General features: G+C 54.4%; 25 protein-coding genes and 1 tRNA gene. 22 read left to right on the top strand and 4 right to left on the bottom strand.

What is annotated here, in order from left to right; translation table 11 throughout:
- Positions 1-6 precede the first annotated feature (6 nt).
- The 6 genes from DZE2538_RS13485 to DZE2538_RS13460 are packed head-to-tail and all read left to right on the top strand — an operon-like array spanning position 7 to position 5,324.
- The gene (locus DZE2538_RS13485) at positions 7-1,134 is read left to right on the top strand and encodes an ABC transporter substrate-binding protein (RefSeq protein ID WP_023640299.1); all 1,128 of its coding nucleotides are present in this window, start codon (positions 7-9) and stop codon (positions 1,132-1,134) included.
- Between the two features lie 48 nt (positions 1,135-1,182).
- Positions 1,183-2,076, top strand: coding sequence for a branched-chain amino acid ABC transporter permease (locus DZE2538_RS13480; protein ID WP_012885553.1), 894 nt, complete (start codon positions 1,183-1,185; stop codon positions 2,074-2,076).
- Complete coding sequence (locus DZE2538_RS13475; RefSeq protein ID WP_019844970.1) at positions 2,069-2,956, top strand: branched-chain amino acid ABC transporter permease; 888 nt, start codon at positions 2,069-2,071, stop codon at positions 2,954-2,956. The genes DZE2538_RS13480 and DZE2538_RS13475 overlap by 8 nt, the downstream gene beginning before the upstream one ends.
- Positions 2,953-3,732, top strand: coding sequence for an ABC transporter ATP-binding protein (locus DZE2538_RS13470; protein WP_019844971.1), 780 nt, complete (start codon positions 2,953-2,955; stop codon positions 3,730-3,732). The genes DZE2538_RS13475 and DZE2538_RS13470 overlap by 4 nt, the downstream gene beginning before the upstream one ends.
- Complete coding sequence (locus tag DZE2538_RS13465; RefSeq protein WP_038916564.1) at positions 3,729-4,448, top strand: ABC transporter ATP-binding protein; 720 nt, start codon at positions 3,729-3,731, stop codon at positions 4,446-4,448. The genes DZE2538_RS13470 and DZE2538_RS13465 overlap by 4 nt, the downstream gene beginning before the upstream one ends.
- A gap of 33 nt (positions 4,449-4,481) precedes the next feature.
- Positions 4,482-5,324 (top strand): VOC family protein, encoded by an 843-nt coding sequence (locus DZE2538_RS13460; protein WP_038916563.1) that lies wholly within the window; start codon positions 4,482-4,484, stop codon positions 5,322-5,324.
- Between the two features lie 295 nt (positions 5,325-5,619).
- On the opposite strand, the gene DZE2538_RS13455 is transcribed toward DZE2538_RS13460, so the two are convergent.
- A tRNA-Arg gene (locus DZE2538_RS13455) sits at positions 5,620-5,696 on the bottom strand.
- A gap of 328 nt (positions 5,697-6,024) precedes the next feature.
- On the opposite strand from DZE2538_RS13455, the gene DZE2538_RS13450 reads away from it, so the two are divergent.
- On the top strand, positions 6,025-8,475 hold the full coding sequence (locus DZE2538_RS13450) for a DUF3772 domain-containing protein (RefSeq protein WP_038916562.1): 2,451 nt from the start codon (positions 6,025-6,027) through the stop codon (positions 8,473-8,475).
- 122 nt (positions 8,476-8,597) lie between these two features.
- Here DZE2538_RS13450 and DZE2538_RS13445 read toward each other — a convergent pair whose 3' ends face one another.
- Positions 8,598-9,458 (bottom strand): D-amino-acid transaminase, encoded by an 861-nt coding sequence (locus DZE2538_RS13445; RefSeq protein ID WP_038916561.1) that lies wholly within the window; start codon positions 9,456-9,458, stop codon positions 8,598-8,600.
- Between the two features lie 484 nt (positions 9,459-9,942).
- Between DZE2538_RS13445 and alaC the strand changes: the two genes are divergently transcribed.
- On the top strand, positions 9,943-11,184 hold the full coding sequence (alaC, locus tag DZE2538_RS13440) for an alanine transaminase (RefSeq protein ID WP_038916560.1): 1,242 nt from the start codon (positions 9,943-9,945) through the stop codon (positions 11,182-11,184).
- A 155-nt stretch (positions 11,185-11,339) separates the two neighbouring features.
- Positions 11,340-11,741 (top strand): GspS family T2SS pilot lipoprotein variant OutS, encoded by a 402-nt coding sequence (outS, locus tag DZE2538_RS13435; RefSeq protein WP_038916559.1) that lies wholly within the window; start codon positions 11,340-11,342, stop codon positions 11,739-11,741.
- A gap of 35 nt (positions 11,742-11,776) precedes the next feature.
- On the opposite strand, the gene gspB is transcribed toward outS, so the two are convergent.
- The gene (gene gspB / locus DZE2538_RS13430) at positions 11,777-12,424 is read right to left on the bottom strand and encodes a type II secretion system assembly factor GspB (RefSeq protein ID WP_038916558.1); all 648 of its coding nucleotides are present in this window, start codon (positions 12,422-12,424) and stop codon (positions 11,777-11,779) included.
- Positions 12,425-13,530: 1,106 nt separating this feature from the next.
- On the opposite strand from gspB, the gene gspC reads away from it, so the two are divergent.
- The 12 genes from gspC (at position 13,531) to DZE2538_RS13370 (ending at position 25,145) form a co-directional block, all read left to right on the top strand.
- Positions 13,531-14,349 (top strand): type II secretion system protein GspC, encoded by an 819-nt coding sequence (gene gspC, locus DZE2538_RS13425; protein ID WP_038916557.1) that lies wholly within the window; start codon positions 13,531-13,533, stop codon positions 14,347-14,349.
- 1 nt (position 14,350) lies between these two features.
- Complete coding sequence (gene gspD, locus DZE2538_RS13420; protein WP_038916556.1) at positions 14,351-16,495, top strand: type II secretion system secretin GspD; 2,145 nt, start codon at positions 14,351-14,353, stop codon at positions 16,493-16,495.
- Complete coding sequence (gene gspE, locus DZE2538_RS13415; protein ID WP_038916555.1) at positions 16,492-17,988, top strand: type II secretion system ATPase GspE; 1,497 nt, start codon at positions 16,492-16,494, stop codon at positions 17,986-17,988. Before gspD ends, gspE begins: the two co-directional genes overlap by 4 nt.
- Before the next feature lies 1 nt (position 17,989).
- A complete protein-coding gene (gspF, locus tag DZE2538_RS13410; protein ID WP_038916554.1) occupies positions 17,990-19,216 on the top strand; it encodes a type II secretion system inner membrane protein GspF in 1,227 nt (408 codons plus the stop codon).
- Positions 19,217-19,249: 33 nt separating this feature from the next.
- A complete protein-coding gene (gspG, locus tag DZE2538_RS13405; RefSeq protein WP_012885483.1) occupies positions 19,250-19,711 on the top strand; it encodes a type II secretion system major pseudopilin GspG in 462 nt (153 codons plus the stop codon).
- Positions 19,712-19,713: 2 nt separating this feature from the next.
- Entirely contained in the window at positions 19,714-20,253 is a 540-nt protein-coding gene (gene gspH, locus DZE2538_RS13400; protein ID WP_038916553.1) for a type II secretion system minor pseudopilin GspH, read from the top strand.
- 3 nt (positions 20,254-20,256) lie between these two features.
- The gene (gene gspI, locus DZE2538_RS13395) at positions 20,257-20,634 is read left to right on the top strand and encodes a type II secretion system minor pseudopilin GspI (protein WP_019844984.1); all 378 of its coding nucleotides are present in this window, start codon (positions 20,257-20,259) and stop codon (positions 20,632-20,634) included.
- A complete protein-coding gene (gspJ, locus tag DZE2538_RS13390; protein WP_038916552.1) occupies positions 20,631-21,392 on the top strand; it encodes a type II secretion system minor pseudopilin GspJ in 762 nt (253 codons plus the stop codon). The genes gspI and gspJ overlap by 4 nt, the downstream gene beginning before the upstream one ends.
- A complete protein-coding gene (gene gspK / locus DZE2538_RS13385; protein WP_038916551.1) occupies positions 21,389-22,477 on the top strand; it encodes a type II secretion system minor pseudopilin GspK in 1,089 nt (362 codons plus the stop codon). Before gspJ ends, gspK begins: the two co-directional genes overlap by 4 nt.
- On the top strand, positions 22,474-23,676 hold the full coding sequence (gene gspL, locus DZE2538_RS13380; RefSeq protein WP_038916550.1) for a type II secretion system protein GspL: 1,203 nt from the start codon (positions 22,474-22,476) through the stop codon (positions 23,674-23,676). The genes gspK and gspL overlap by 4 nt, the downstream gene beginning before the upstream one ends.
- Positions 23,673-24,161 (top strand): type II secretion system protein GspM, encoded by a 489-nt coding sequence (gene gspM / locus DZE2538_RS13375; RefSeq protein ID WP_038916549.1) that lies wholly within the window; start codon positions 23,673-23,675, stop codon positions 24,159-24,161. Before gspL ends, gspM begins: the two co-directional genes overlap by 4 nt.
- A gap of 132 nt (positions 24,162-24,293) precedes the next feature.
- Complete coding sequence (locus DZE2538_RS13370) at positions 24,294-25,145, top strand: prepilin peptidase (RefSeq protein ID WP_038916548.1); 852 nt, start codon at positions 24,294-24,296, stop codon at positions 25,143-25,145.
- Positions 25,146-25,319: 174 nt separating this feature from the next.
- Here the strand turns inward: DZE2538_RS13370 and ypdK are convergent, their stop codons facing one another.
- Complete coding sequence (gene ypdK, locus DZE2538_RS21490; RefSeq protein WP_099327210.1) at positions 25,320-25,394, bottom strand: membrane protein YpdK; 75 nt, start codon at positions 25,392-25,394, stop codon at positions 25,320-25,322.
- A 525-nt stretch (positions 25,395-25,919) separates the two neighbouring features.
- On the opposite strand from ypdK, the gene DZE2538_RS13360 reads away from it, so the two are divergent.
- Positions 25,920-26,492: an RBBP9/YdeN family alpha/beta hydrolase gene (locus tag DZE2538_RS13360; protein ID WP_019844990.1), complete on the top strand. Its 573-nt coding sequence runs from the start codon at positions 25,920-25,922 to the stop codon at positions 26,490-26,492.
- The last annotated feature ends 353 nt before the right edge of the window (positions 26,493-26,845 follow it).

Below are 26,845 nucleotides of genomic sequence, written 5' to 3'. Positions count from 1 at the left end.
ACCAACATGAAAAATCGTTTTGGGCAGGGTATGGCGCTGTCAACACTGGCAGGTATGACGTTGTTAGGTCTGGCGCATACGGCGCAGGCCGATGTGAATATTGGTGCGATTTTGCCCCTAACTGGCACCAGCGCCAGCATTGGCGAAGATCAGCGTCGTGGTATTGAACTGGCGGTTGAACAGGTCAATGCCCAGGGCGGCGTCAACGGTCAGCCATTACATGTGATCGTGGAAGATTCCGCTGAAAGCCCGGTAACCGGCCTGAATGCTGTACGCAAGCTAACTCAGGTTAACCATGTGCCGTTAGTGGTGGGCAGTTTTTCCTCCAGCGTCACCATTCCGGTTGGGCAATATCTGGTGAAGAACAATCTGCTGCACATCAATATTTCCGGCACCAGCACCGATATCCGTAAAATCGGTGCGACGTCCTGGAGCGTTATTGGCCTGGATTCCCTTTCCGCGAGCTTCTCGGCACAAGATGTGCGCCAGCTCGGTTACAGCAGCGTCGCCTTTATCGCACCGGATGGGGCGTACGGGCAGGGGATGGCGGAGCAGTTCACCAAAGCGTTTGAAAAAGCGGGTGGTAAGGTGGTCGCCAAAGTGCTCTATACCAGCGGTCAGCCTTCTTATCGCCGCGAGTTGGAACAAATCTCCCGCGCTCATCCACAAGCCTATGTCTATACCAGTTACGGACAGGATGCCATTGTGCTCAACCGTGAGGCCTGGGAACTGGGGCTGAATAAAACGCCCTGGTATGGCATGTATTTAACTATGGCCATTGAAGGTTCTCCGGCGCAGTACACCAACGGACAGGTGGGTATGGAAGTCGCGGGTATTGACCAGCAAGCGGCGAGCGGCAACGGCGCAAATTATGCTGAGCTGTACCAGAAAAAATTCCATGAGAAGCCTCGCTCCGTGTACGGCAGCTATGCCTGGGATAGCGTGATGCTGGCGGCGGCAGCGATTGATAAAGCACACAGTGCCGATCCGGCAGCGATGATCGCGGCAATGAAAACCGTTGCGCCTGGCTTTACGGGTATTACCGGCACATTAAATCTGGATGCCGACAACCAGCGTCAGTCCCAGCCATACCTGAAAGTGAACGCGTTTAATGGCGTACCGGTTCCCCGGTAACGATCCGCTTTATCTTGCCAGTTCACGCTACATCATCGGGGAAACACCATGCTGCAGTTTTTGATTGATACATTGATTCGCACGGCGGATTTGTCGCTGGTCGCGCTGGGATTAAGCCTGGTGTACGGGCTGGTACGGTTCGCCAATATCGCCCATATGCAATATGCCATGGTCGGTTCATTTATTACCGCCGCCGGGCTTCGTCTTGGCATGCCGTTGTCTATGGCAATCGTGTTTTCGGCAATGGTCTGCGGCATGCTTTCCATGATGTTGCATCACTGGGTGTACCAGCCGCTGCTAAAACGCGGCACCGCTAACGCCATGATTGGCTCGTTGGCGGTATCGATGGTGCTGATTGCACTGGTTCTCGGGGTTGAAGGATCGGCCCCGGTGAATTATTCACTGCCAGTGGGCGAACTCTTGCTGGTGGGGGACACACGTATCTCGACCGACGAACTCTGGAGTCTTGGCGTCACGATTTCGTTGGTGGTGATGTTCAGTCTGCTGCTTTTTCGCACGCCGCAAGGTCGCGCTATCCGTGCGCTGGCCAGTAACCGGGATCTGGCGGCAGCCTCTGGGTTGAATGCCAGTGCCATTATCCACAACGTCAATCTGGTGGCCGGCATGCTGGCCGCTGTGGGCGGCAGCATGCTGGCGATGAACGCCAGCGCATGGGTTAATCAGGGCAATGATCTGATGTTGCCGGTACTCGCTGCCGCCATTCTCGGCGGGCTGGGAAACCCAATGGGCGCTATTTTTGGCGCACTTCTTATCGCGGCAACCGAAACCCTCGTTACCAACATCGACTGGAGCTGGCTGTTCGGCGGTGACTTATTGTTTATCCCGGTCACCTGGGTGAATGCCTCATCATTTGTGATTTTGCTGCTGGCGCTGTTGCTGCGTCCTTATGGCCTGTTTAACCGGGAGGTCCGCCGTGTCTGAGTTTTTACTGCATATCCTTTGCCTTGGCGGGATCTACGCCATCGTCGCGCTAGCCTTGAATTTACAGGCTGGTTACGCCGGTTTGCTGAATTTCGGTCATATCGTGTTTGTCGGAACCGGCGCTTATGCCATCGGTCTGGGAAGCCATTTTGGGTTGCCGCTGTGGCTGGTGATCCCGGCTGGATTACTGTGTGCCCTTGTTATCAGCGCGTTGATGACGTTGTTGGGCCGCCAGCTCACAGCAGATTACTGGGGTATCGCCACGCTGGCGCTGGCTGAAATCATCCGTATTGCGGTCGTCAATGAGGACCGTCTGACGGGTGGCGCGCAGGGGATTGGCGGGTTGTCCGCACCCTGGTCAACCGGCGATACCGTCGCCGATACGCGCATCTTTGCGGTCATTATCCTGCTTTGCGTCATCATCGCTACGCTTGCCAGCCTGCGGATCGGCACCAGCCGGTTTGGCCGGGCGCTACGCCTGATGCGCGAGCAACCTCAATTGGCTATCTGTATGGGCTATGCGCTGCTATGGCTGAAATGCCGGGCGTTAATGAGTAGCGCGGTGATGTGCTGTCTGGCCGGTATGTTACTGGCCTGGTACACCGACTATGTCAGCCCGGATTATTTGCTCTCTTCGGAAACCTTTCTTATCTGGAGCATGGTGATGATAGGCGGCATTGGCAATGTGCGCGGCGTGCTGCTGGGCGTGTTGTTGGTAGAAGGGCTGTATAACTTTATCCCCTTCGCAAAAGATTATTTCCATATCAGCTCAGACCTGACTGGCGCTTTGCGTCTGGGGTTGGTCGGTCTGGCTTTATTGCTGTGCCTGCTCACCCGGCCGGGCGGCCTGTTACCTGAAAAATTAAGGACGTTATCATGAGCCGTTTGCTTGAAGTGGCTGATGTCAGCAAAGCCTTTGGCGGCAACCAGGTACTGACATCCGTATCATTTACGCTGGAAAAGGGCGAAATTCTTGGCCTGCTGGGGCCGAATGGTTCCGGTAAAAGCACGCTGCTCAACACCATTTCCGGTTTTACCCGACCGGATGGCGGTAGCATCACATTTGATGGCCGCGCTATTGCTTGCCAGCCCAGTCACCGGATTATCCAGGCAGGCATTGCGCGCACCTTCCAGCTTCCCGTCATGCCGGAAAAAATGAGCGTGATGGAAGTCGTGATGGCGGCGGGTACTCGTCAGCACGGGTTATTCAACGGTCTGCTGGGGCTGGCTTCCGGGCGTAAAGTCGAACAGGAAGACCGAGTCCGCGCCAGCGAATTACTCGACACCTTGTTGTTAACCAAAGTGAAAGACCTGCCTGCTGCGGCGCTTTCCGGCGGACAGAAGAAATTACTGGGCATTGCCTGCGCGTTGATGGGCAAACCGACGCTACTGATGCTGGATGAGCCTATGGCGGGCGTGCACCCGAAATTACGCCAGGAACTGGTGGAAACGCTGGTCAACCTGAGTCGTCAGGGCATTTCGCTTTTGGTTATCGAGCACGACATGCACTTTATTAACACCTTGTGTCAGCGCTGCATTGTGTTGGATCGCGGGCAGATTGTCGCCAGTTGCCACCCGAGCGAACTGGCGCAGAACCAGCAGGTGCTGGAGGCCTACCTCGGGCACAGCACCGCAACATTGCAGGAGGCGGTATGATTACCCTCGAAAACGTGGTTGCCGGTTATACCCCGGGGATTGATATTCTGCATGGTATTTCATTGCATGTTAAACAGGCGGAAATTGTGACGCTGCTGGGGCCAAATGGCTGTGGCAAATCCACCTTGTTGAAATCGATTGCCGGTTTTGTCTCCCCGCGCGAAGGACGGGTTGAAATCAATGGACAGGACACGGCCAACATTCCTGTGCACCGGAAAATCCGTGAATGCGCACTCGGGTTTGTCCCGCAACTGGACAATGTCTTCAACACCCTGACCGTGGCAGAAAACCTGCAAACCGGGGGACAGTTTTTAGCGCCCGGCCAGCGTAAGCAGCGGATGGCGCAACTGGCGGAACATTACCCGGTGTTACATAAAAAGTGGCAATCCCCCGCGTCCGCGCTTTCCGGTGGCGAGCGACAAATACTCGCGCTCGCCCGCGCACTGATGCCTGAACCGGCGGTACTGCTGCTTGATGAACCGTCGGCCGGGCTGTCACCGAAAATGCTGACGGAAGTGTTTAGCGCCATACAAACCATTCGCCGCAAGGAAAAAGTGACCATTTTGATGGTCGAGCAGAACGCCATGGAGGCACTGCACATTTCCGACCGGGCTTATGTGCTGGCGCTGGGGAAAGTAGCGATGGAGGGCAGTGCGCGGGATCTGCTGGACGACCCTCGTATGCGCGAGCTCTATTTTGGCGGTCGTGCCGCCTGACAGGATCAATAAAAAGAACAGAAGGAATACACCATGCCGATTACCCCGGTTATCGATCACGCGGTGATTAATGTCGATGAAGAGCTGGATCAGGCGCAATGCCTGTTTCAGCGGATGGGATTTCAGCTCAGTACGCGGGGACATCATTCGATGGGCTCCAGCAACCATCTGGCCATATTTGCCGATAACTATCTGGAGCTTTTAGGCTATGAGCCCGCCAGGCAGACAGACTCGCGAGGTTTATGGAGCGTTGCTCCAGGCCTTGCCGGGCTGGTCTGGAAAACCCGGGATGCGCATGCGGTATGGCAGCACCTCCAGCAATGTCAACTCGATGGCGAACCGCCGACCCGCTTCTTTCGCCCGGTGATACTGCCAGACGGCAGTCAGACTGAGGCGCGGTTCTGTATCTCGCGGATCCGCGCCAGTGCCGTGGAGTACGGATTCAGTTTTTTCTGCGAACACCAGACGCCGCAAGCCGTCTGGCAGCCCGCCTGGCAAGTACATCCGAATGGCGTGCAGGCGCTGTCCGCGTTCGTTATTGCCTCGCCTCAGCCTGAACAGACACTGGCGCTGTATCGTCAGTTATTCAGTACAGAGGCTCGCGCGGAGGACAACGGCGGCTATGTGCTTGATTCAGGAACCTGCTGTCTGCGTATTATCACGCATCAGCAGGCAAGCCTGGAGTTCGCGCTGCCACCTGTCGCTGCGCAGGCACCCGCGAAAATGGTGGCACTCTGTTTTCAGGTGGCCTCACTGGAGCAGCTCAGGCGCTGCCTTAGTCAGGGAGATATTCAGTGGCGCGAGCAGGACAGCCAGGTGCTAGTGATGCAGCAGCAGGCACAATGGCTGGCGATGCGTTTTGCGGAAAAAGAATAGAGGGGAGAGCTGAAAACGAAGGAAGAGCAGGGCGTGGAGTGAATATTCGCCCGCCGATGTTCTTCAGTCACCACCGATTTTAGCCCGGCTGCACGCTCTGGCAGCCGACCGATCCCGCTAAAAATTCAGAGGGCAGCATCCACTTCAGATGACACCATCCACGATGGCGCTTGCCTGCCCAACTTTTGGCGGTTCGCTGTCACCGAAGCGAAGCTGAAGAGTTGTACTGGGAAAACGATAAAACCGTGGACAGTTTTACTTGATCACTACAGTTGATGTAACTGATGGGTTTGTATGGTACGCCCTACAGGATTCGAACCTGTGACCTACGGCTTAGAAGGCCGTTGCTCTATCCAACTGAGCTAAGGGCGCCTTGATGGGATACAGTCGCTTGGCGATGTGGGCTGGATTATACCGGGCATCACTGATGAGTCAATGAATTGGCGTGCGATTCGGGTCGGTCGGCGAATCCCTGAACAACTGTTGTATTATCCCTTGTTATTGTTGCAAATCACGTCAGCATATCGGAAGCGGTCTCGCACGTTGAGCAGTTTCGGCGATATCTGTTTGAGTTTTACCTTCATTGCTGAGTAAGTTAGTAGCCACCTGCCTGCAGAGTGACGTGGGTTTTTATTTTATAGGCAACTGGTATCAGGTGTGCTGTACCGGCTGTCGACAGTATCAAGGGTACATTGAGTGTATGCGTAAAAGGTTATTCGAGGTTTACGGAATGATGCTGCTGATGGCGTTGTTTGCCTTCAGTTCAGTGAGTATGGCGGCGACAGACCCGGTATCAGATGGGCAGGGGGATGCCGTAGAAAAAGTGAATGTGGATACCGAACTGGTGAAGTTGCAAAAACAGCTCGATGGTATCAAACAACAGGTCTCCGGCACGACCACTGACGCTAAGCTCAACGCGCTCAACGATACCACGCTGGAATTGGTGGCAAGTGCGGATAAGCTCGCGGGTGTCATTGCACCGATGCGTGCGCAGCTACAGGCCCAACTGGACGTACTAGGGCCAGCGCCTGCGCCGCAGGCCGCGGTGAGTGAAACGGCGGAGGTGACGCGTAAACGCGCTTCGCTTAATCAACAAAAACAAAAGCTGGATACACAGGCCAATCAGGTTCAGTCGATAAAAACCGGTGCTGAGAACCTGTCGACGCAGATTCTGGCATTGCGCCGCAATGTGCTGAAAAGTCAGTTGGCGCTCAATTCCGGTAGTATTCTGGGCAGCCGATTTTGGTCACCTATTGTCAAGCCGTTGCAAGAAGACGTGGAGCGTTTATCCGACTTGAGAGATGACCTGGGTGAAGCATTTAGCGCCGCCTGGCAGCCAGAATGGCGTTATGGTTCGGCGTTTTTCCTGTTTCTGGCGATAGCGCTGGGTACGGTCGGCCGAAAGCTGCTGGAGAAATATCTGGCACGCGCGGGGATTCATCTTTTACCGGAAGGTCGCCTGAGACGCAGTTTCCTGGCTATCGCAGTGGTGTTTTCCACGGTGCTGACGATGGGGCTGGCCATTCTGTTGGTGGATTATGTGTTCACCCGTCATGGCGATGTGACCGATCGTGCTGAAGGATTCCTGGAAGGATTGGTGCGGCTGGTTGTGTTCTGCTCGATGATTTCCGCGCTCGGACGGGCTTTTCTTTCCAATAAACGCCCATCGTGGCGATTACCGGCGATGGCTAACCCGGTGGCGAAGGCGATGGAGCCATTCTCTATTATTGCCACCAGCTTTATCGTTATTTTTGGTGTGATTGAGCAGATTAACACCGTTAGCGGTATTTCTGTGGGAGTGACGGTCGTAGGCAATGGCCTGTCGTCACTGTTTCTGGCGCTGGCGTTTGGAGCCATTGCCTTACGTAGCGATCAGATTCGGCGACGTATGGTTGAGGCCGGTGAAACGCCAGAGGCTCGCTCTACGCTGGCAGGTTTGATTCATCTGGCTGTGTTATTGACGACGCTGGCGGTGTTGGTGTCGCTGTTGATTGGCTATATCTCGCTGGCTCGGTTCCTGACGTATGAGCTGGTCTGGGTTGGCATGGTGTTATCGCTGTTGTATCTGATGACGACCTTTGTGGAAGATGTGTGCGAGAGCGTGTTTTCACCCGCATTCGCCTGTGGCCGACAGATTAAGCGAACACTGAATCTGGATGATCGTCATCTGGATCAGGCGGCGACTATTTTGTCCGCCGCGTTGAAAGTCATGCTGATTTTGATGGCGATTGTGGCATTGATGAATGGCACCTTTGGCTCCACGACTCCGGTTGAACTGGTGCAGAAAGTCGTTGAAATCTGGGGCGGCAAAGGCCTGGAGTCTATCAGCATCGTACCTGCCCACTTGGTCAATGCCATTATCCTGCTGGTGATCGGTATTTATAGCCTGCGGGTGTCTCGCCGTTGGCTGGAGCATGATTTTTTCCCGAAAACGATGCTGGAAGCCGGTATCAAGGCCTCACTGGTGACGTTGTATTCCAATATCGGTTACATCCTGATTATTTTGCTGACACTGGCGACGCTTGGCATCGAATGGAGCAAGCTGGCCTGGATTGTCAGTGCGTTGTCCGTCGGTATCGGGTTCGGTTTGCAGGAAATTGTGAAGAACTTTATTTCCGGGTTGATCCTGCTGACAGAGCGGCCGGTCAAAGTGGGGGATTTGGTCAACATCAGTGGTGTTGAAGGGGATATTCGGCGTATTAATGTGCGTGCGACGGAAATTCAGTTGGGAGATCGTTCCACCGTGATTGTGCCTAACTCCCAGTTCATTTCGCAGAATGTCCGCAATATTACGATGGGGAATCCACACGGTGTCGCCACGCTGGCGCTCACTTTCCCGCTGGATATTGATCCGGAAATGGTCAGGGGCATTCTGTTGGATGCCTACCACGAACATGAAAAAATTCTGGACACCCCGGCACCGTCTGTCATGTTCAGCCAGTTGACGCCAAACGGTATGGTGCTCAGTGTCACCGGGTATGTCGGTAGTCCACGCATGGTATCGTCAGCCAAGAGTGACCTGTTGTTCGACATCATCAAACGCCTGAGAGCCGAAAATATTCCACTGGCCGTGCCGCAAAAAATGGTACTGGAAAGCAACGTGGATATTTCCTCGCTGCAAACAGAAGCGTTGCCGTTACCCAGACAGTAAAGCGGCGGGCAGCAAGGAAACAATAGAGAGACGGCATCGCACCACCGTCTCCTTGTTGTCATCGTGACAAACCGGTTCCCCGCTTACGTCGGGGGCCGGTTTTTCGGACGAATCGGGAGCTGTTAACGGGTTTGGGCGTGCGCCATCGCGATGTAGATATCACGCAGGCGGCGAGTGACAGGCCCTGGCTTGCCGTCGCCGACCTGCCGACCATCGATGTTCACCACCGGTAACACGAACGATGTGGCTGAAGTGATAAATATTTCCCGCGCCTGCCAGGCTTCTTCCGGTGTGAATGGCCGTTCTTCTACCTTGATCTGCTGCTGTTCTGCCAGCGCAAGCAGTGACTGTCGAGTAATACCGTGCAGGATATCGTGACTCAACGGACGAGTAACCACGGTATTGTCATCCAGCACGATGTAACAGTTGCAGGAGGTGCCTTCGGTGACGAAGCCGTTTTCAACGAGTAGGGCATCATCTGCCTGATGGGCATGTGCATACTCTTTAGCCATACAGGCTGCCAGTAAACTGACCGTTTTAATGTCGCGGCGATGCCAGCGAATATCCGGACAGGTCACCACCGAGAGCCCGGTTTCCGCTTTGGGGTGGGCAATAATGGGGCGAGCCTGGGTGAATAACACCAGCGTTGGTTTGACATCCGCCGACGGAAAGTAGAAATCGCGATCACCGCCATTGCCGCGGCTGAGCTGAAGGTAAATTGAGCCTTCCTCTAGGTGATTTCGTTCGATCAACTGTTGGTGGATGGTTTTCAGGTCATCATTCGACACGGGCAGCGACAGGGAAAGCTCGCGACAAGAGCGCTGTAGCCGCACCAGATGTGCATCCATGTCGACCAATCCGCCGTTAATCACCGATGTCACTTCATACACTGCATCAGCAAACAGAAAACCACGATCGAACACCGAAATGGTAGCCTGGGATTCCGGCAGATACTGACCATCAACATAAACCATGCGCTGCATGACAACACTCCTTAATGGTGTCGGGCAAAATCAATCATGTCATAACGCCGTATTGCCGTACTGGAGACACGACGGCTTCAGGCGTGTGGGAAAATTTTAGGAATCGGACGGGCAGTTCTGCCAGCGGCAGTCAGAGGCATCAGGAGCAAAGATTGTCGCGCGTCGTAACCGCGCATAAAGATACTGATTTCCCTGACCGGGTGAAAGTGCGTTGCCGCAGTCTTTCATAGGAAAAAGCTATACTGCGGGTGTCGATGGCGTTGGCGTGTCCAATACTCATCAGTGGTGAGTATCGTCGAGATGGGGGACGTTGAACGGTAATAGCCGAAAAAATCGCCGGATAAATCAGTCCAGCGCTAGGCAAAAAATAATTATCTGTCGCTATCGACAGCAATAGGTTAACTGGGATAGGGTGAATAACGGCCCGTCTCACGGGCCTGCGTCGCTCGGACGGTCCGGGCGCTCACGTTATCCTGAGGATTCTATGGCTGATTCTACTTCTCAGCGCCATTTTGCGCGCATCGATCGTCTCCCGCCTTACGTTTTTAATATTACCGCTGAATTGAAAATGGCTGCGCGTCGTCGCGGCGAGGACATTATTGATTTCAGTATGGGCAATCCAGATGGCCCGACACCACCGCATATTGTTGAGAAACTGTGCACGGTGGCCCAGCGCGAAGATACCCACGGTTATTCCACATCACGGGGTATCCCGCGGTTGCGTCGGGCGATTTCCAACTGGTATGCCGAGCGTTATCAGGTCGAGATTGATCCCGAAAGTGAAGCGATAGTCACAATCGGTTCCAAAGAAGGGCTGGCGCATTTGATGCTGGCGACGTTGGATCACGGTGACACCGTGCTGGTGCCGAACCCCAGTTATCCGATTCATATTTATGGTGCGGTTATTGCCGGTGCGCAGGTCCGCTCAGTGCCGTTGATCGAGGGTATTGATTTCTTCAACGAGCTGGAGCGTGCAATTCGTGAAAGTATTCCTAAACCTAAAATGATGATTTTAGGTTTTCCGTCTAACCCGACGGCGCAGTGTGTTGAGCTGGATTTCTTTGAGCGGGTTGTGGCGTTGGCCAAACAGTATGGGGTGCTGGTGGTACACGATCTGGCGTATGCCGATATCGTTTACGATGGCTGGAAAGCACCGTCGATCATGCAGGTTCCCGGTGCCAAAGAGATAGCGGTAGAGTTCTTTACGCTATCAAAAAGCTACAACATGGCAGGCTGGCGTATCGGTTTCATGGTGGGTAACCCGGAGCTGGTGAGTGCACTGGCGCGAATCAAGAGTTATCACGACTATGGCACGTTCACGCCGTTACAGGTAGCGGCAATCGCTGCGCTGGAAGGCGATCAGCAATGTGTGCGCGATATTGCCGAGCAGTATCGTCAGCGCCGCAATGTGCTGGTGCGCGGTCTGCATGAAGCGGGTTGGATGGTGGATGAGCCGAAAGCCTCAATGTATGTCTGGGCGAAAATCCCGGATGCGTACGCACATTTAGGATCGCTGGAGTTCGCCAAGCGGCTACTGGCAGAGGCAAAAGTGTGTGTCTCTCCCGGTATCGGATTCGGTGATTACGGCGATACGCATGTGCGTTTTGCCTTGATCGAAAATCAGGATCGTATTCGTCAGGCGGTGCGTGGCATCAAAGCCATGTTCCGTGCCGATGGCATATTGCCCACCGTTAACGCGTTGTCCGGCAATAAGAAAGGGGGATAAGCCTGTCGGCCAGGCTTGCAGAAATATTTTTCTGATGGTTTGATCACGCCGTCCTTTGTCGCCGCTTGTGGCGACAAAGGGATAATGGTTTGCTAGGCGGATGCCCATGTCGGGCATCCCAGAGATGGAACTTAATCAATAAGACGAGTTGAGTCATGCATGTATCTTCGTTAAAAGTGGTGCTTTTCGGTGTCTGTTGTCTGAGTCTGGCGGCCTGTCAAACGTCCGCGCCGGTGAAAAACACGGCGTCTCGCAGTACAACCAGCCTGTCGGTTAATGAACAAATCAGCCAACTGGCGTCATTGGTGGCGGCCAGTAAATACCTGCGTGTGCAGTGTGAGCGTAGCGATTTGCCGGATGACAGCGTGATTCTGAAAACGGCAATGAAAGTGGCAGCGCAAAAAGGCTGGGATACGACCCGCTATCAAACCTTGCCGCAACTGAGTGAAAACCTGTATCAGGGGCTGCTGAAAGACGGTACGCCTAAAGCCACACAGTGCTCGTCGTTCAACCGCACGATGACCCCATTCCTTGACACCATGCGTACCGTCCGCTGATGAGGCAAGCAACTGCCTGACGTGCAGTTGCTGCATTATTTTTTCGTGGTTCTGATGGTTTTTTCCGGTTTCGACGTTGTTTTCGGCACGGCATCTTCGCCGGCGTCGCTTCCTGGTTTCCCGCCCGGCCAATCCTGCAATGAATCCAGAATAAACGGCTCGCCATCGAAGCTGAAGATCACCATATCCTGTTCAATCTGCTCGATAATTAGCCCTGGATACGGGGTGTCGCCTTCCCGATAACGCTCTCCGTTCAGGGTGACGCTGCGTTTGTCTGGGTCAGAAGTGTAGACGTGGGCGCTGAAGGCGATAGAGGGGAGTTCGCCGGGTTGAGCGGTTTGCCAATGGGCTGCCGGTTGTTGCGCTTTCGCTTCTCCTGCGGTATCTGTCGGTTCAGCCGGGGTGCCCTGATGATTCACGGCTGTCTGTGTCGGAAGCGACGCGGTAGCCTCGGTCGGCTTGTCATGGAGAGGCGTTGCAAGAACCGGTGAAGGCGCTGGTGAAGCGGCGATCGCTGCGATGGGCATTGATGGCGAGTGAATGTCCGCCCAGTGCTGATGACCAAACCACCCCAGCGTGAACAGCAGCAGCGCGTAAACTGCCAGCAAGTAACCGGGAATACGGTAGCCTGTTTGGGTCGATGTGGCCTGGGTCGATGATGTTACTTCCGGTGTATGTTTCACGTCTTACCTCAACGGTTATGCAGCCTGACGCTCTTTTGTGAGTCCATCTGACAGACCTTGGCAGGAATGCGGATGCCTTATTTTCCCGGGAATGAAAAGGAATAATCAACGCTTCATCCCAGTTATGTGACCTGAATGCCATTTCAACAACATTCTATTACGCTGCTCATTAATGCCGGTAAAAATTTGAGGCTGGTCGCAAAAAAAAAGCAGGAATATGTTTTAATGAAACGGTGTTTTACTATCATGTTTGTGTTGTTTCTTTTTTTGTACATAAAAGAATCACAGGCAGCAGAGACAGTATAGGAAACCTAAATGACGTCAGGTGATTAAATAATCTGACGTATTTGGGGGATGGCCCGATGGCAGGGAGCACGCCGAGGGCAATAGAGTGGTTCATCAACTGCTTAGCGGAAGATATATCCCTTAGACGATCGTTTTTTTAGATAACAGACGAGGCGTCATTGGCGATAAAAGTTTTCTTCTGCAGAAAAATTGTATTTTTGTATCAGTCAGCAATCTTAGTCATGACATGAAATGAGTCTGTCAATAAAATACGATTCTTTTACAAGACAGAATATTTCTACGTGTTTAAGAAACTTCGGTAATACTGGTATGGCCAATGATATCGAGTAGTGACTGGAACAGGGTAGGAAAATGGTTGCTGACTGGAGGATTGTCTTGTCATTAACCTGGGTTATATTGTTGACGGTTTTAGCGCGACCCGGCATGACGGTACGGCGTGTCACTCGCCTGGCATAACAGGAAACAGGATGCCTGTCAGCCAGCAACACGACAGTAGACAGGTGTCGCATAAGCACGGTGTGATGATGAAAAATGCGTAAAAAATGCGCAAAACATGAATATCATCATGCTGCCGTGTCGCTTTTCCGGCAAATCAGTTTGAACACATATCGTTACCTGTATCGGTGATATCCGGCCTGCAGGTATTAAAACGACAACCAACGCAGAAGCGCTGTTTTTCAGAAGCCGCATCCATTTCTAAATGGATGCCATGCCGTTAAACATGGCGCTGTATGGCCCTTATTCCACGTTTACGAACGTGGCAAGGATAATCGGCGAACACATAGGGATAATGTTTGCAGATGAATATCTCGACACTGCCACCGTTATCTCCGTCTGCTATCAGACGGATTTTGTTTTATCTGTTGATGCTGCTCTTTTGTCAGCAACTGGCGATGATTTTCTGGCGCATCGGTTTGCCGGAGAATACACCGGTTGCCAGTGTGCAGATCACCCCGGCTCAAGCCCGGCAGCAGCCTGTTACCCTGAATGACTTCACGCTGTTCGGCGTTTCTCCCGAAAAAAATCGCTCGGGCGCATTGGATGCGTCGCAAATGAGCAATCTTCCCCCCTCTACGCTGAATCTTTCGCTGACTGGCGTGATGGCTGGCGACGATGCGTCCCGCTCGATCGCCATCATTAGCAAAGACAATGAGCAGTTTAGTCGCGGCGTCAATGAAGAGGTCCCCGGTTATAACGCCAAAATCGTGTCAATCCAGCCGGATAAAGTGGTGTTGCAGTATCAGGGGCGTTATGAGGTGCTGGGGTTGTATGGTCAGGAGGAGAACGGCGCGGACGGTGTACCCGGCGCGCAGGTAAGTGAGCAGCTTCAACAGCGTGCTTCTACCGCCATGAGTGATTACGTGTCGTTCTCGCCGGTGATGAACAGCAACAAACTGCAAGGATACCGGTTGAATCCAGGTCCGAAAAGCGACTCGTTCTACCGTGTTGGACTTCAGGATAACGATATGGCCGTTGCCCTGAATGGCTTGGATTTGCGTGACGAAGAGCAGGCTAAAAAGGCCATGGAACGTATGGCTGATGTGCATAACTTTACCCTGACGATTGAGCGGGATGGGCAGCGTCAGGATATTTATATGGAATTTGGGGGAGACGAGTAACGTGCTTGGCAAAGGGATAAAAAAAAGCTTGGGGTGGCTGGGGCTAACCGTTCTCCTGCTTGGCTCGCCGTGTGGCTGGGCCGCTGAATTTTCAGCCAGTTTTAAAGGAACCGATATTCAGGAGTTCATCAATACGGTCAGTAAGAACCTGAACAAAACGGTGATTATTGACCCAACGGTGCGCGGCACGATCAGTGTGCGCAGTTATGACATGATGAACGAAGATCAGTACTACCAGTTTTTCCTCAGTGTACTGGATGTTTATGGCTTTTCAGTCGTGCCGATGGATAACGGAGTGTTGAAAGTCATCCGTTCTAAAGATGCCAAATCGTCGTCCATTCCGCTGGCGAATAACGAACAGCCCGGTGTGGGTGATGAACTGGTAACCCGTGTGGTGCCGCTCAATAATGTGGCCGCCCGCGATTTGGCGCCATTACTGCGTCAGCTTAATGATAATGCCGGTGCCGGTACGGTGGTGCATTATGAGCCGTCCAACGTATTGCTGATGACCGGACGTGCGGCGGTTATCAAACGGTTGGTAGATATCGTTAATACCGTGGATAAAACCGGCGATCGTGAAATGATCACCGTGCCGTTGGCCTACGCATCAGCGGACGATGTGGCCAAACTGGTGAACGATCTCAACAAAACAGATGAGAAGAATTCGTTGCCCAGCACCATGCTGGCGAATGTGGTGGCAGATAGCCGCACCAACTCGGTGGTGGTCAGTGGTGAAGAAAATGCCCGTCAGCGCGCGGTAGAGATGATCCGACAGCTGGATCGCAAACAGGTGGTGCAGGGCGGCACCAAAGTTATCTACCTCAAGTACGCCAAAGCGTTAGATCTGATCGAAGTGCTGGCCGGTAACGGAACCAGCGGGAGTCGCAATTCATCGTCGAACAATTCGTCTTCTTCGCGTTCAGGCAGCAGCACCAACAGCAACGGTAATCTCAGTTCGTCTAATAATTCCTCCAACTCGTCATCTTCCTCATCATCATCGTCGTCATCATCCAGCTCCAGTATGGGGTTTGGTTCTGCGTTTGGTTCAACCAACAGCTCTGGTGGACGCACGATCATGATTCAGGGCAAAGAGGTGACGGTGCGCGCCCATGATCAGACCAACTCACTGATCATCACCGCGCCGCCCGATATCATGCGGGACCTGGAGCAGGTGATTAACCAATTGGATATTCGTCGGCCTCAGGTACTGGTAGAGGCGATCATCGCTGAGATTCAGGACGCCGACGGGCTGAATTTGGGGATTCAGTGGGCCAATAATCGCGCCGGGATGACGCAATTCACCAATACCGGCATACCGATTTCAACCGCGGTCATCGGCACCGATCAGTTCCGTAAAGATGGAACCCTGACCACGGCCTATGCCAATGCACTCGGTAGCTTCAACGGTATTACCGCCGGTTTTTATCGTGGTAACTGGTCGATGCTGATGACCGCGTTGTCCAGCGACAGTAAAAACGATGTACTGGCGACGCCCAGCATTGTGACGCTGGATAACATGGAAGCGACCTTCAATGTCGGTCAGGAAGTGCCGGTATTGACCGGGTCGCAAACCACGGTTGGTTCAGGAAACAACATTTTTAATACCGTGGAGCGTAAGACCGTCGGTATCAAACTGCGCGTCAAACCGCAGATCAATGAAGGCGATTCGGTGTTGCTGCAAATTGAGCAGGAAGTCTCCAGCGTGGCAGACAGCAGTAGCAGCGCCAACAGTTCACTGGGCGTCACCTTTAATACCCGAACGGTGAATAACGCAGTCATGGTCAGTAATGGCGAAACGGTGGTCGTAGGGGGCCTGCTCGATAAATCGACCGATGAAAACAACAGCAAAGTGCCGTTGTTGGGGGATATTCCGGTGCTGGGCAATCTGTTCCGTTCGAAGAGCCAGAGCGTGAAAAAACGCAATCTGATGCTGTTTTTACGACCGACTATCATCCGTGACCCGAAACAATTCCAGGATGCGTCGATCAGCAAATACCGCAGCTTTAACAATGAACAGCAGCAGCAGCGTGGTGAGGGCAGCAATGTGCTGGATAGCAACACGGTGCGTTTACCCGGTGGCAACACCTACACCTTCCGACAGGTGCAGTCATCTATCGCCGCGTTTTATCAGCCGGAGGGGCGATGAGCGCTCAGCCCGCCCACACGCCTGAATTACGACCTGTACTGCCGTTTGCGTTTGCCCGGTCACAGCAAATTCTGTTGCTGCAAGATGAGTCGGCAACCGTTGCAGAGGCGGTTTGTGTACCCGGCACCTCGGCTCTGGCGTTACTGGAGGCTCGCCGGGTCGCTGGGGTGGCGTTGGCGGTCAGTCAGGTCAGCCCGGAAGAGTTTGAGCGGCAACTGGTTATGCGTTATCAGCGCGATTCTGAAGAAGCGCGACGCCTGATGGAAGACATCGGTAACGATATCGATTTCTACACGTTGGCCGAGGAACTGCCGGACAGCGATGACTTACTCGATGCCGACGACGACGCACCGATTATTCGGTTGATCAATGCCATGCTCACGGAAGCTATCAAACACAAGGCGTCGGATATCCATATCGAGACGTTTGAGCGCCACCTGCTGATCCGCTTTCGTATTGATGGTGTGTTGCGGGAGATTTTGCGCCCGCAGCGCCAACTGGCGTCATTACTGGTGTCGCGTATCAAGGTCATGGCCAAGCTGGATATTGCCGAAAAGCGCGTCCCGCAGGATGGTCGTATGGCATTGCGCATTGGCGGCCGTGCTATTGATGTGCGTGTCTCGACCCTGCCTTCGAACTATGGCGAACGCGTAGTGCTGCGTTTGCTCGATAAAAACAGCGTCCGGTTGGATCTGGAAACACTGGGGATGGCGGAACATAACCGCCGTCAGATGGATACGCTGATCCACCGTCCACACGGCATCATTCTGGTTACCGGCCCTACCGGCTCGGGAAAAAGTACCACCCTGTATGCGGCCTTGAGCCGACTCAACTCTGCCGAACGCAACATCATGACGGTGGAAGACCCGATTGAATATGAACTGGAAGGCATTGGCCAGACCCAGGTGAACCCCAAGGTTGATATGACGTTCGCCCGTGGTTTGCGCGCCATTTTGCGTCAGGACCCGGACGTGGTGCTGGTGGGGGAAATTCGTGACGGTGAAACGGCACAAATTGCGGTGCAAGCGTCACTAACCGGGCATCTGGTGTTATCCACCCTGCATACCAATAGCGCGCTGGGGGCGTTGTCCCGCTTGCAGGATATGGGGATTGAACCGTTTCTGCTGTCAACGTCGCTACTGGGCGTGCTGGCGCAGCGGCTGGTGCGCACACTCTGCCCGTCATGCCGTCAGCCCTATGCCGTCGATGAGGAACAGGCAAAACAGACCGGACTGGCGGTGGGAACCACTCTCTACCATCCCGGTGGGTGCGAGAAGTGTAACTACAGTGGCTATCGCGGTCGTACCGGTATCCATGAGCTGTTGCTGATTGATGATACGGTGCGCACGGCGATTCATCGCGGCGAAAGTGAATTGGGCATAGCCCGGATGCTGGGCGATGGGCGAATCACGATTCGTCAGGATGGGATGGACAAAGTGCTGGCGGGTATCACCACCTGGGAAGAAGTGGTGCGTGTAACGAAAGAGGAATGACATGGCGCTGTTCCAGTATCAGGCATTAAACGCCCAGGGAAAGAAAAGTCAGGGCATGCAGGAGGCGGACTCTGCGCGTCACGCACGCCAACTGCTGCGTGAGAAAGGGCTGGTGCCGGTCAAAATAGAGGAGCAGCGCGGCGAAGCCGCTCCCCGTAGTGGTTTTTCGCTGTCGTTGCGCCGTTCCCACCGTATCAGCGCCAGCGATCTGGCATTGCTGACCCGGCAACTGGCGACGCTGGTTGCGGCAGCGCTACCGCTGGAAGAAGCTCTCGACGCGGTGGCGAAACAGAGTGAAAAACCGAAGCTTAGCGCCCTGATGGCGGCGGTGCGCGCCAAAGTGGTGGAAGGGCATTCATTGGCTGAAGCGATGGGGAACTTTCCCGGCAGCTTTGAACGGTTGTACTGCGCGATGGTGGCAGCGGGCGAAGCCTCGGGCCATCTGGATGCGGTATTAAATCGACTGGCGGATTACACCGAGCAGCGTCAACAGATGCGTAGCCGTATTCAGCAGGCGATGATTTACCCTTGTGTGTTGACCCTGGTGGCGATTTCGGTGGTGTCTATCCTGTTGTCTGCTGTGGTGCCTAAAGTAGTCGAGCAGTTTATTCACATGAAACAGACGCTACCGTTGTCCACCCGGTTATTGATGAGTGTCAGCGACGCGGTGAGAACGTACGGGCCTTGGGTGGTGTTACTGCTGATACTGGCGGTCATGGGGCTGCGCGTATTGCTGCGCCATGAGAAGCATCGTCTGGCGTTCCACCGGCGTTTACTGTTTTTACCTGTCATTGGGCGGGTTGCCCGAGGTCTTAACACCGCCCGCTACGCCCGCACATTAAGTATTTTGAATTCCAGCGCCGTGCCGCTATTGCAGGCGATGCGTATCAGCGGCGATGTCCTGACCAATGATTATGCCCGCTTCCGGCTGGGGCAGGCGACCGACGCCGTACGTGAAGGGGTGAGCCTGCACAAAGCGTTGGAGCAGACATCGCTGTTCCCACCGATGATGCGCCACATGATTGCCAGCGGTGAACGCAGCGGTGAACTTGATGGCATGCTGACTCGCGCCGCGGATAACCAGGATCGTGAATTCAGCGCCCAGATGACATTGGCGCTGGGGCTGTTTGAGCCGCTGCTGGTGGTGAGTATGGCGGGCATTGTGCTGTTCATCGTGCTGGCGATTCTCCAGCCGATTTTGCAACTGAATACCCTAATGAGTATGTAGCGAAGATTGATACGTTAATGAGGTAACAAAGAGATGGAACGACGTCAGCGAGGTTTTACCCTGTTGGAAATCATGGTGGTCATCGTCATTCTTGGCGTACTGGCCAGTCTGGTTGTCCCGAACCTGATGGGCAACAAAGAAAAAGCCGACAAGCAGAAAGCCGTCAGCGACATAGTGGCGCTGGAGAGCGCACTGGACATGTACAAACTGGATAACAGCCGTTACCCGACAACCGAACAAGGGCTGGGGGCGTTGGTGAAAAAACCGACCACGCCGCCGGAACCACGAAACTATCCGCAGGATGGATATATTCGCCGTTTACCACAAGACCCATGGGGCGCGGAATACCAACTGGTCAGCCCAGGCCGTCACGGCAAGATAGACGTGTTCTCCTACGGCCCGGATGGCATGCCGGATACCGATGACGACATTGGCAACTGGAATGTCGGCAATGGTGCGCACAATAACGGTAACAACGGCAACGGGAACCCCTGATTGTGCGCCAGCGGGGATTCACGCTGCTGGAAATCATGCTGGTGGTGTTGCTGGCTGGCATTGCCGCCACACTGGTCATGATGGCGATCCCTGCGCCCAAGCAGCAGGACAGCGGCTGGCAGATAGCCCGCTTTAAAGCACAACTGCAATACGCGGTGGAGGACAGCCAGATGAATGACCATATTCTGGGGATTTATCTGCAACCTCACCGCTGGCAATACGCACTGTTACAGCGTCAGGTCGTGGAGAACTCGCCCGAAGATCAACAACGTCTGCGCTATGTTTGGGTGCCGTGGCAGCCGTACCGCCTGTCTTCCCCCAGCGAATTGCCAGCTAGCTTTCAAATTGAACTGTCCACGCAGGCAGGCGCTGCGGGCGACGGTGCCGGTTTTTCACCGGGCAATGGCGACCCGCATATCCTGATTCTGCCGGGCGGCGAAGTGACGCCTTTTCGTCTGACCTTGCGTAACGGTAATGACTCTGCCTGGCTACAGGTCGATACCAACGGTCAGCTACACACGTCGTTGGAAGCGGAGCGCTAAGGGATGAAACAACAGGGAATGACGTTGCTTGAAGTGATGGTGGCGTTGGTGATTTTCGCGCTGGCGGGGTTGACGGTGCTGAAGACAACCGCGCAGCAGGCCAATAGCCTGGGGCGTCTGGAAGAGAAGACGTTTGCGCTCTGGATTGCGGAAAATCAACAGGCGGTGATGCGGCTGGAAAAACAGTGGCCACAAACCCAATGGGTAACGGGTGAGGTTAATTTTGCCGGTTCACAGTGGTTTTGGCGCATTCAGGGGGTAGCCACAGCGGATCCGCAGGTACGCGCCATCGATGTTGAAGTGCGCCATGATCGTGACAGCCGGGCTGCCGATGCCGTATTGCGCAGTTATCAGGTTCAGCCGGGAGACCCTGCGCAGTGAAACGTCCAGAAAGAGTGAAACGGCCAGAAAGCGGCTTTACCTTGCTGGAAATGATGCTGGCGCTGGCGATTTTCGCGGCGTTGAGTCTGGCTGCCTCGCAGGTGATGAACGGCGTGATGCATAACGATGAGGCGTCAGCGCGCAAAGAAGCCCGACTGGCAGAACTGCAACGAGGCTTTTCCCTGATGGAGCGGGATTTTTCACAAATCGTTCCTCGCCGTAGCCAAGGTTATGAACTGGGGTTTTACGCTGAGCGTTATCAATTAGGCAGCGCCGATTGGGCAGTCAGCTTCATCCGCAATGGTTGGCTCAACCCGCTGGGCATTATGCCGCGTTCGGAACTACAGCGGGTCGGATACCGGCTGCGTGGCGATACGCTGGAGCGGTTGTTTTATGATTCTTCCGAACCACTGTCGACGCAGGAACCGGCGATACGGGCGGTGTTAACCGGCGTCAGTGGTTTCGTCTTGCGCTTTTTCGGCAAGGATGGCTGGCAGGATCGCTGGGATGATACGACCCATCTGCCGCGAGGTATCGCCATCGTCGTGACCCTGCGGGATTATGGCGACATTACCCGCGTGTTTATGGTGACGCCGCGCTACGTGGCGACGCAAAGTCAAAATAAAGCGGGACAAAACGGCGATAACCGCGACGACGATAAGAACGTGAGCAGTCAGGAACAACAGTCGCAGGACAATACCGACAGCGAGCAGAACCAGCAGGCCGCACCAGATGATAACAGCGGGGGGGATTCATGAGTCGTCGCCAACGTGGTGTCGCCCTGCTGATCGTGATGTTGATGCTGGCATTGATGGTCACTATCGCCGCGTCGATTACGGAGCGCAGCGGCAAAGCCTGGCAACGCACCAGCAATTTACTGAACCGTTCTCAGGCCCGCTGGTATGCCTTGGGCGCAGAGTCGCTGATTTCCAGTGTGCTACAGCGTGATGCGAAGGCTTCACCACAGAGTACTTTTATCGGTCAGCCATGGTCTAAAGTGGACCATCAGATAATGTCTGACGGCAGCGAAATTCGCGCCCAGGTACAAGATGGTCAGGCTTGTCTTAATCTGAATGCGTTGAGCCCGGCAAAGAATACAACGGCGACGGGTGCGTCCGGCAAGAGTAGCGACAACAATTCAACGGGCAGTAGCAATACAAGCAGTAGCAGTTCAAGTAGTAACAGTGGCACAGGTAACAACAGCAGTAGCACCAACAGCGCCAACCCTGAACAAGGGCCTTATGCCGCGCGGGTTTTTCGCCAGCTATTGATGGTGTTGGGGGAAGAGCCTAAGCAAGCGGAGCGTATCACCGATGCGGTTCGCGATTGGATTGATGAGGATAGCGAGCCGCTGATGAACGGGGCGGAAGACGACAGCTATGTCAATTTTCATCCCGGTAACCAGCGTATGGCGGATGTTTCAGAGCTGCGGGCGGTCATGGGGGTGGATGCGGGGTTATATCGCCGGTTATTGCCTTATGTCTGCGTTTTGCCGGTGGATAAGCTGGCTATTAATGTGAATACGCTGACACCAGACAGCGCGCCGCTGCTATCGGCGTTATTCATGGGCGAAATCAATCTGGATATCGCTGAGCGAATATTGCAGCAGCGGCCACCGCAAGGGTGGCGCAATCTTAATGATTTTATGGGGATGCTGACCCTGTCGGGAAATGGTAAGACTGGCGCTCGCCAGGCGCTGGTGATAAAGAGCGACTGGTTTTTTGCCGACATACAGATACGGGTGGACGACAGTGAATTCTATCAACGCAGCCTGTTTCACCGTGGTAAACAGACTGAGGTCGTACAGCGTCAGTACGGGGGATATAGGACGGTGAACCCATGAACAAGGCCGAAAATATCAGCGGCAAACAACAACTGATTTTACGGTTACCGACAGAAGCCTCCGGCAGTCTGGAGTGGCTTATCTGGTCTGTCAGCCGCCACCAGGCGTTATCCAGAGGGACAGGCACGCTGGAGAGCCTCCAGTCGGCGTTAGTGGATTATCCGGTCATGTCGGCACGAGCTCTGGTGCCGTCCACGGATGTGACGCTGCATAACCTGTCATTACCACGCCAGTCGCGTCGGCAACTGTTACAGGCGATTCCATTCATGCTGGAAGAGCAGGTAGCAAGCGATATTGACCAGTTGCATTTTGCCGTTATGGACATGCAAGGGGATACCGCGACGGTGGCGGTGGTGCAAAAGTCACGTTTGCAGGCGTGGCTGACGTTGTGCGAGGAACTGGGCGTGCCGCTAGAAACCATCATGCCGGATGTGATGGCATTGCCGCGTGCCGATAGCGCCTGGAGTGCCATTAGCCACCAGAATCTGTGGTTATTCCGCCAGGATACCGGTGTTGGCATGGCTGCTGAGGAAAGCTGGTATCAATCGTTGCTGTCCAGCTTTCAGCCATTACCCGCCGTGCATTGCTACAGCCCGGTACCTGCGTCGGCACTCACCTGGCAACCACAACCGGTAACCGATTTACTGACATTGGCGGCACAAGCGGCCTTGCCGATGAGTATGGATTTGCGGCAGGGGGAGTATGCGCCGGTGAAGCCCTGGAAACAGGCGCTGTTGCCGTGGCGCAATGTGCTGATTGCTTTGTCTGCCTGGTTGCTGCTGGTGTTGGGGGAATCGGTCTGGACCCATTATCAATTGTATCGCCAGGCGGACTACTGGCGTCAGGAAAGCGTGCGGGTATACCGCAAATTGTTCCCGGATGAAAAACAGGTGGTTAACCCGCGTGCGCAGATGCAACGCCATTTGCAGGAGGTACGTACGGGAGGCGGCGGCTTTGCCTTGACCGAGCAGATGAATCGGTTGCAGCAACTGGTGGCGCAGAATGACGGCGTGTCGTTGCAGTCGTTGTCGTACGATCGGAGCCGCGATGAGTTACGGCTCAGCCTGCGTGCCACGTCCTATGCGCAGATGGAGCAGTTCCGCCAGCAAGCTCAGGCGTATTTCCAGATCCCGCCGGGGGAAATGAAGCAGGAAAAAGACCATGTTGAAGGCCAGTTAACCCTGAGGAGTCAGCCATGAATGAATTACGTCGTCGCTGGCAGATAATGAGCCAGCGTGAGCGGATGATGATGCTGGCGTGTGGCGGTCTGGTGGTACTTTGCCTGTTGTATTACCTGATCTGGTCACCCTGGCAGGAGAGTGCGCGACAATGGCAGATGACTATCGATCGTGAGCGTCAGACCGTGCGTTGGATGCAACAGCAAGCGCCACGGTTACCGCCTCAGGAAGGCGTACGGCGACAAATTGCCGGTCGTGACATCAGCCTGACGGTGCTGGTGCCGCAAAGCGCCGCCCGTTTCGGCATTACTGTACTGCGTATGCAGCCGCAGGAGTCGCAGGTATCGGTAACGCTGGCCCGTAGCGACTTTAATAACCTGCTGCACTGGCTGGCCGAACTGGAACAGAAAAATGGTGTGATTACCCAAGGGATGGATGTGACAGCGGTACCCAACAGTCCTGGCATCGTGGAAGTGACCCGTTTGTCGCTGGAGCGGGTGTTGTAACGGACCAATCCCCGAAGTCAGCTGTTCTGCGTACTGGCTCGTAAAAAACAATGTCCGGCTCGCGGCTGTCTAGGTAACGCCAGTAGTGTGTGTCAGCATATCAGCCATCAGGGATCGGAATAGGAGAACAACATGGATCTGGTCACCTTCGCCAATACTAGCCCGCGTATCTGGCTGGGGATGCTGTTAGTGCTGGGGCTGGTCATCGGCAGTTTCCTCAACGTGGTTATCCACCGGTTACCTGTCATGCTGGAGCGGCGCTGGCAGCAGGAGGCGCGTTTCCACCTGGGGTTGCCCGTTGGTGCGCCGCCTTCTCGTTATGATCTGTGCTGGCCGCCGTCTTCCTGCCCACACTGCCATCAACACTTACGTGTGCGTGACAATATTCCAGTGCTGAGCTGGTTATGGCTGCATGGGCGCGCCCACTGTTGCGGTGGCGAGGTATCCTGGCGTTATCCGCTGATTGAATTGCTGTCCGGGGGCGCTTTTTTGCTGGCCGGTTTACTCTGGCAACCGGGGCTGGCGCTGCTGGGCGCATTGCTGTGTATTAGCATGTTGCTGGCGCTGGCAGTGATTGACGCGCGAACCCAACTATTACCGGACGTGATGACATTGCCGCTATTATGGTGCGGGTTGTTGTTCAACCTGGCCGATACGTTTGTACCGCTTGAGCAGGCGGTTATCGGTGCCATGGCGGGGTACCTGTCGCTGTGGCTGATTTACTGGGTATTTCGCCTGCTGAGTGGACGAGAGGTGCTGGGGTACGGTGACTTCAAACTGTTGGCGGTGCTGGGTGCCTGGCTTGGCTGGCAGGCGTTACCTAATCTGGTGTTGATCGCGTCGTTAGCCGGGCTGGTGGCGACACTGTTGTGGCGGCGCATCCGGCGTATCAGTATGCAGCAACCGCTGGCGTTTGGCCCCTGGCTGGCGGTGAGTGGCGCAATCGGTCTGGTGTTGAATGTGCTTGGTGGCTGGAGTCACTAGCGAGCCTGATACCGTCTTGCAGCCGGTTTCTTTTCTCCGTACCGCTAAAAGGAACAGGCTGGCAGAATAGCTGCCAGCCTGTCGTTTATTCGTCTTTCGTGTACTGATAATTATTTTTTGTTGTCGCTTCAACAGGAGCCTTCTGTCGAAGTGGATGAGGAAAAACCGTCAGGGTTATTCCAGCATCAGTAAAAAAGTGCCTACCCATAAAAATAAAATAAACGAAACGCCCATGAATAAGTACTTCACTGATTTTTCTCCAGGACTATTACGCCAGCAATAATTTCTACACCAGCAATAATTCCGATTGTGCGTTTAGCTTTCAGGAGCCGCCTGTATTAAGACGATCCCCAGTCACTGCCGCCTGGGCGGGCAGATGAGGGAATCGGCGCTAATCTACGCTGGGTCAGGGGCGAAATTCAAGCGGAATGTTTAACGCTGGCTCATTGACGTGCTCAGTTATCCTCAATAGTGACGATGATCGCCGTATCGTCGGCCCCATGGAATAGACATTCTTGCGGCAGACGGGGTAAGCCAGCAGGTTATATTGTGGCAAGTACCAGACATAAAAAGAAAAAATCGTTTTTTTGGTGAATCGGGCCAGCATATAAATTGCTGTACTGAATCAGAATACAAATCAGGAATCCCGTGGTAGGCTGTAAGCCGGTACTGATATTGTTATCAGATTGTAATGGAAAGGATGTAAGGATGGCGATGTCGTCAATGCTGTCTGTGTCATCCTGACGGACAATCAACAGGGAGACACAGAACCTGATGCAGACAACAGAAGTAGACCAGCGGCTGAGAGAGCTCGACTCGCGCTTAACGATGGTGCTGGTGCCGGGATTACGTGACAGTGACGAAGACCACTGGCAGAGCTACTGGGAACGCCGGTTTCCCTTCTGGCGGCGTATCCGCCAGAAAGAATGGTATCAGGCGGATCTGGATCGCTGGGTGTTGGCTATTCGCCGCGAACTGGCGACCTGTGATCGCCCTGCGGTGCTGATAGGCCACAGTTTTGGCGCGCTGGCCGCTTGCCATGTGGTCCAGCAGGGCATGGAAGGGATTGCCGGTGTGATGCTGGTGGCACCAGCAGAACCCATGCGTTTTGAGATTGAAGACCGAATTCTACCCGAGCAACTGGCGGTACCCAGTCTGGCATTTGCCAGCCACAACGATCCGTTGATGACCTTTTCCCGTGCTGAATACTGGGCGAAAGTCTGGGGAAGTGATTTGGTGGATGTGGGCGAAGGCGGGCATATCAATGCTGAAGCTGGGTTTGGTAAATGGGAGTATGGGCTGCAACGTCTGGCGGCGTTTGGTGAGCACCTGTCGCCTGCTGGTTGATGCGGCGAGACTTGCACACAGGCTGGTATGACTATCCCTACCTATCTTCGTCATTGATAGGCGACTAACGTGTTGGTTTGCTTATCTGATCTATACCCAAAATAATTCGAGTTGCAGGACAACACGCTCGCGTGTTGAACAACGCGATGCGTTGGCCCTTTAGGGCAAGGCACGTTAGAGCCTTGTAGCGCGGCAAGTGAGTGAATCCCGATGAGCTTACTCAGGTAAGTGATTCGGGTGAATGAACGCAGCCAACACACCTGCAACTTGAAGTATGACGGGTATATATATTGGCCTGTCGCCCGATGGGCCAATGCACCCTGCGTTAACCCAGTAGGTTCTTTGTCCTCCAC

Origin of the sequence: Dickeya zeae NCPPB 2538 (assembly GCF_000406165.1) — a bacterium.
In the GTDB taxonomy this organism is placed as follows: domain Bacteria; phylum Pseudomonadota; class Gammaproteobacteria; order Enterobacterales; family Enterobacteriaceae; genus Dickeya; species Dickeya zeae.
The sequence above is the reverse complement of the archived record's forward strand: the minus strand, read 5'-3'. Positions and strand labels throughout refer to the sequence as shown.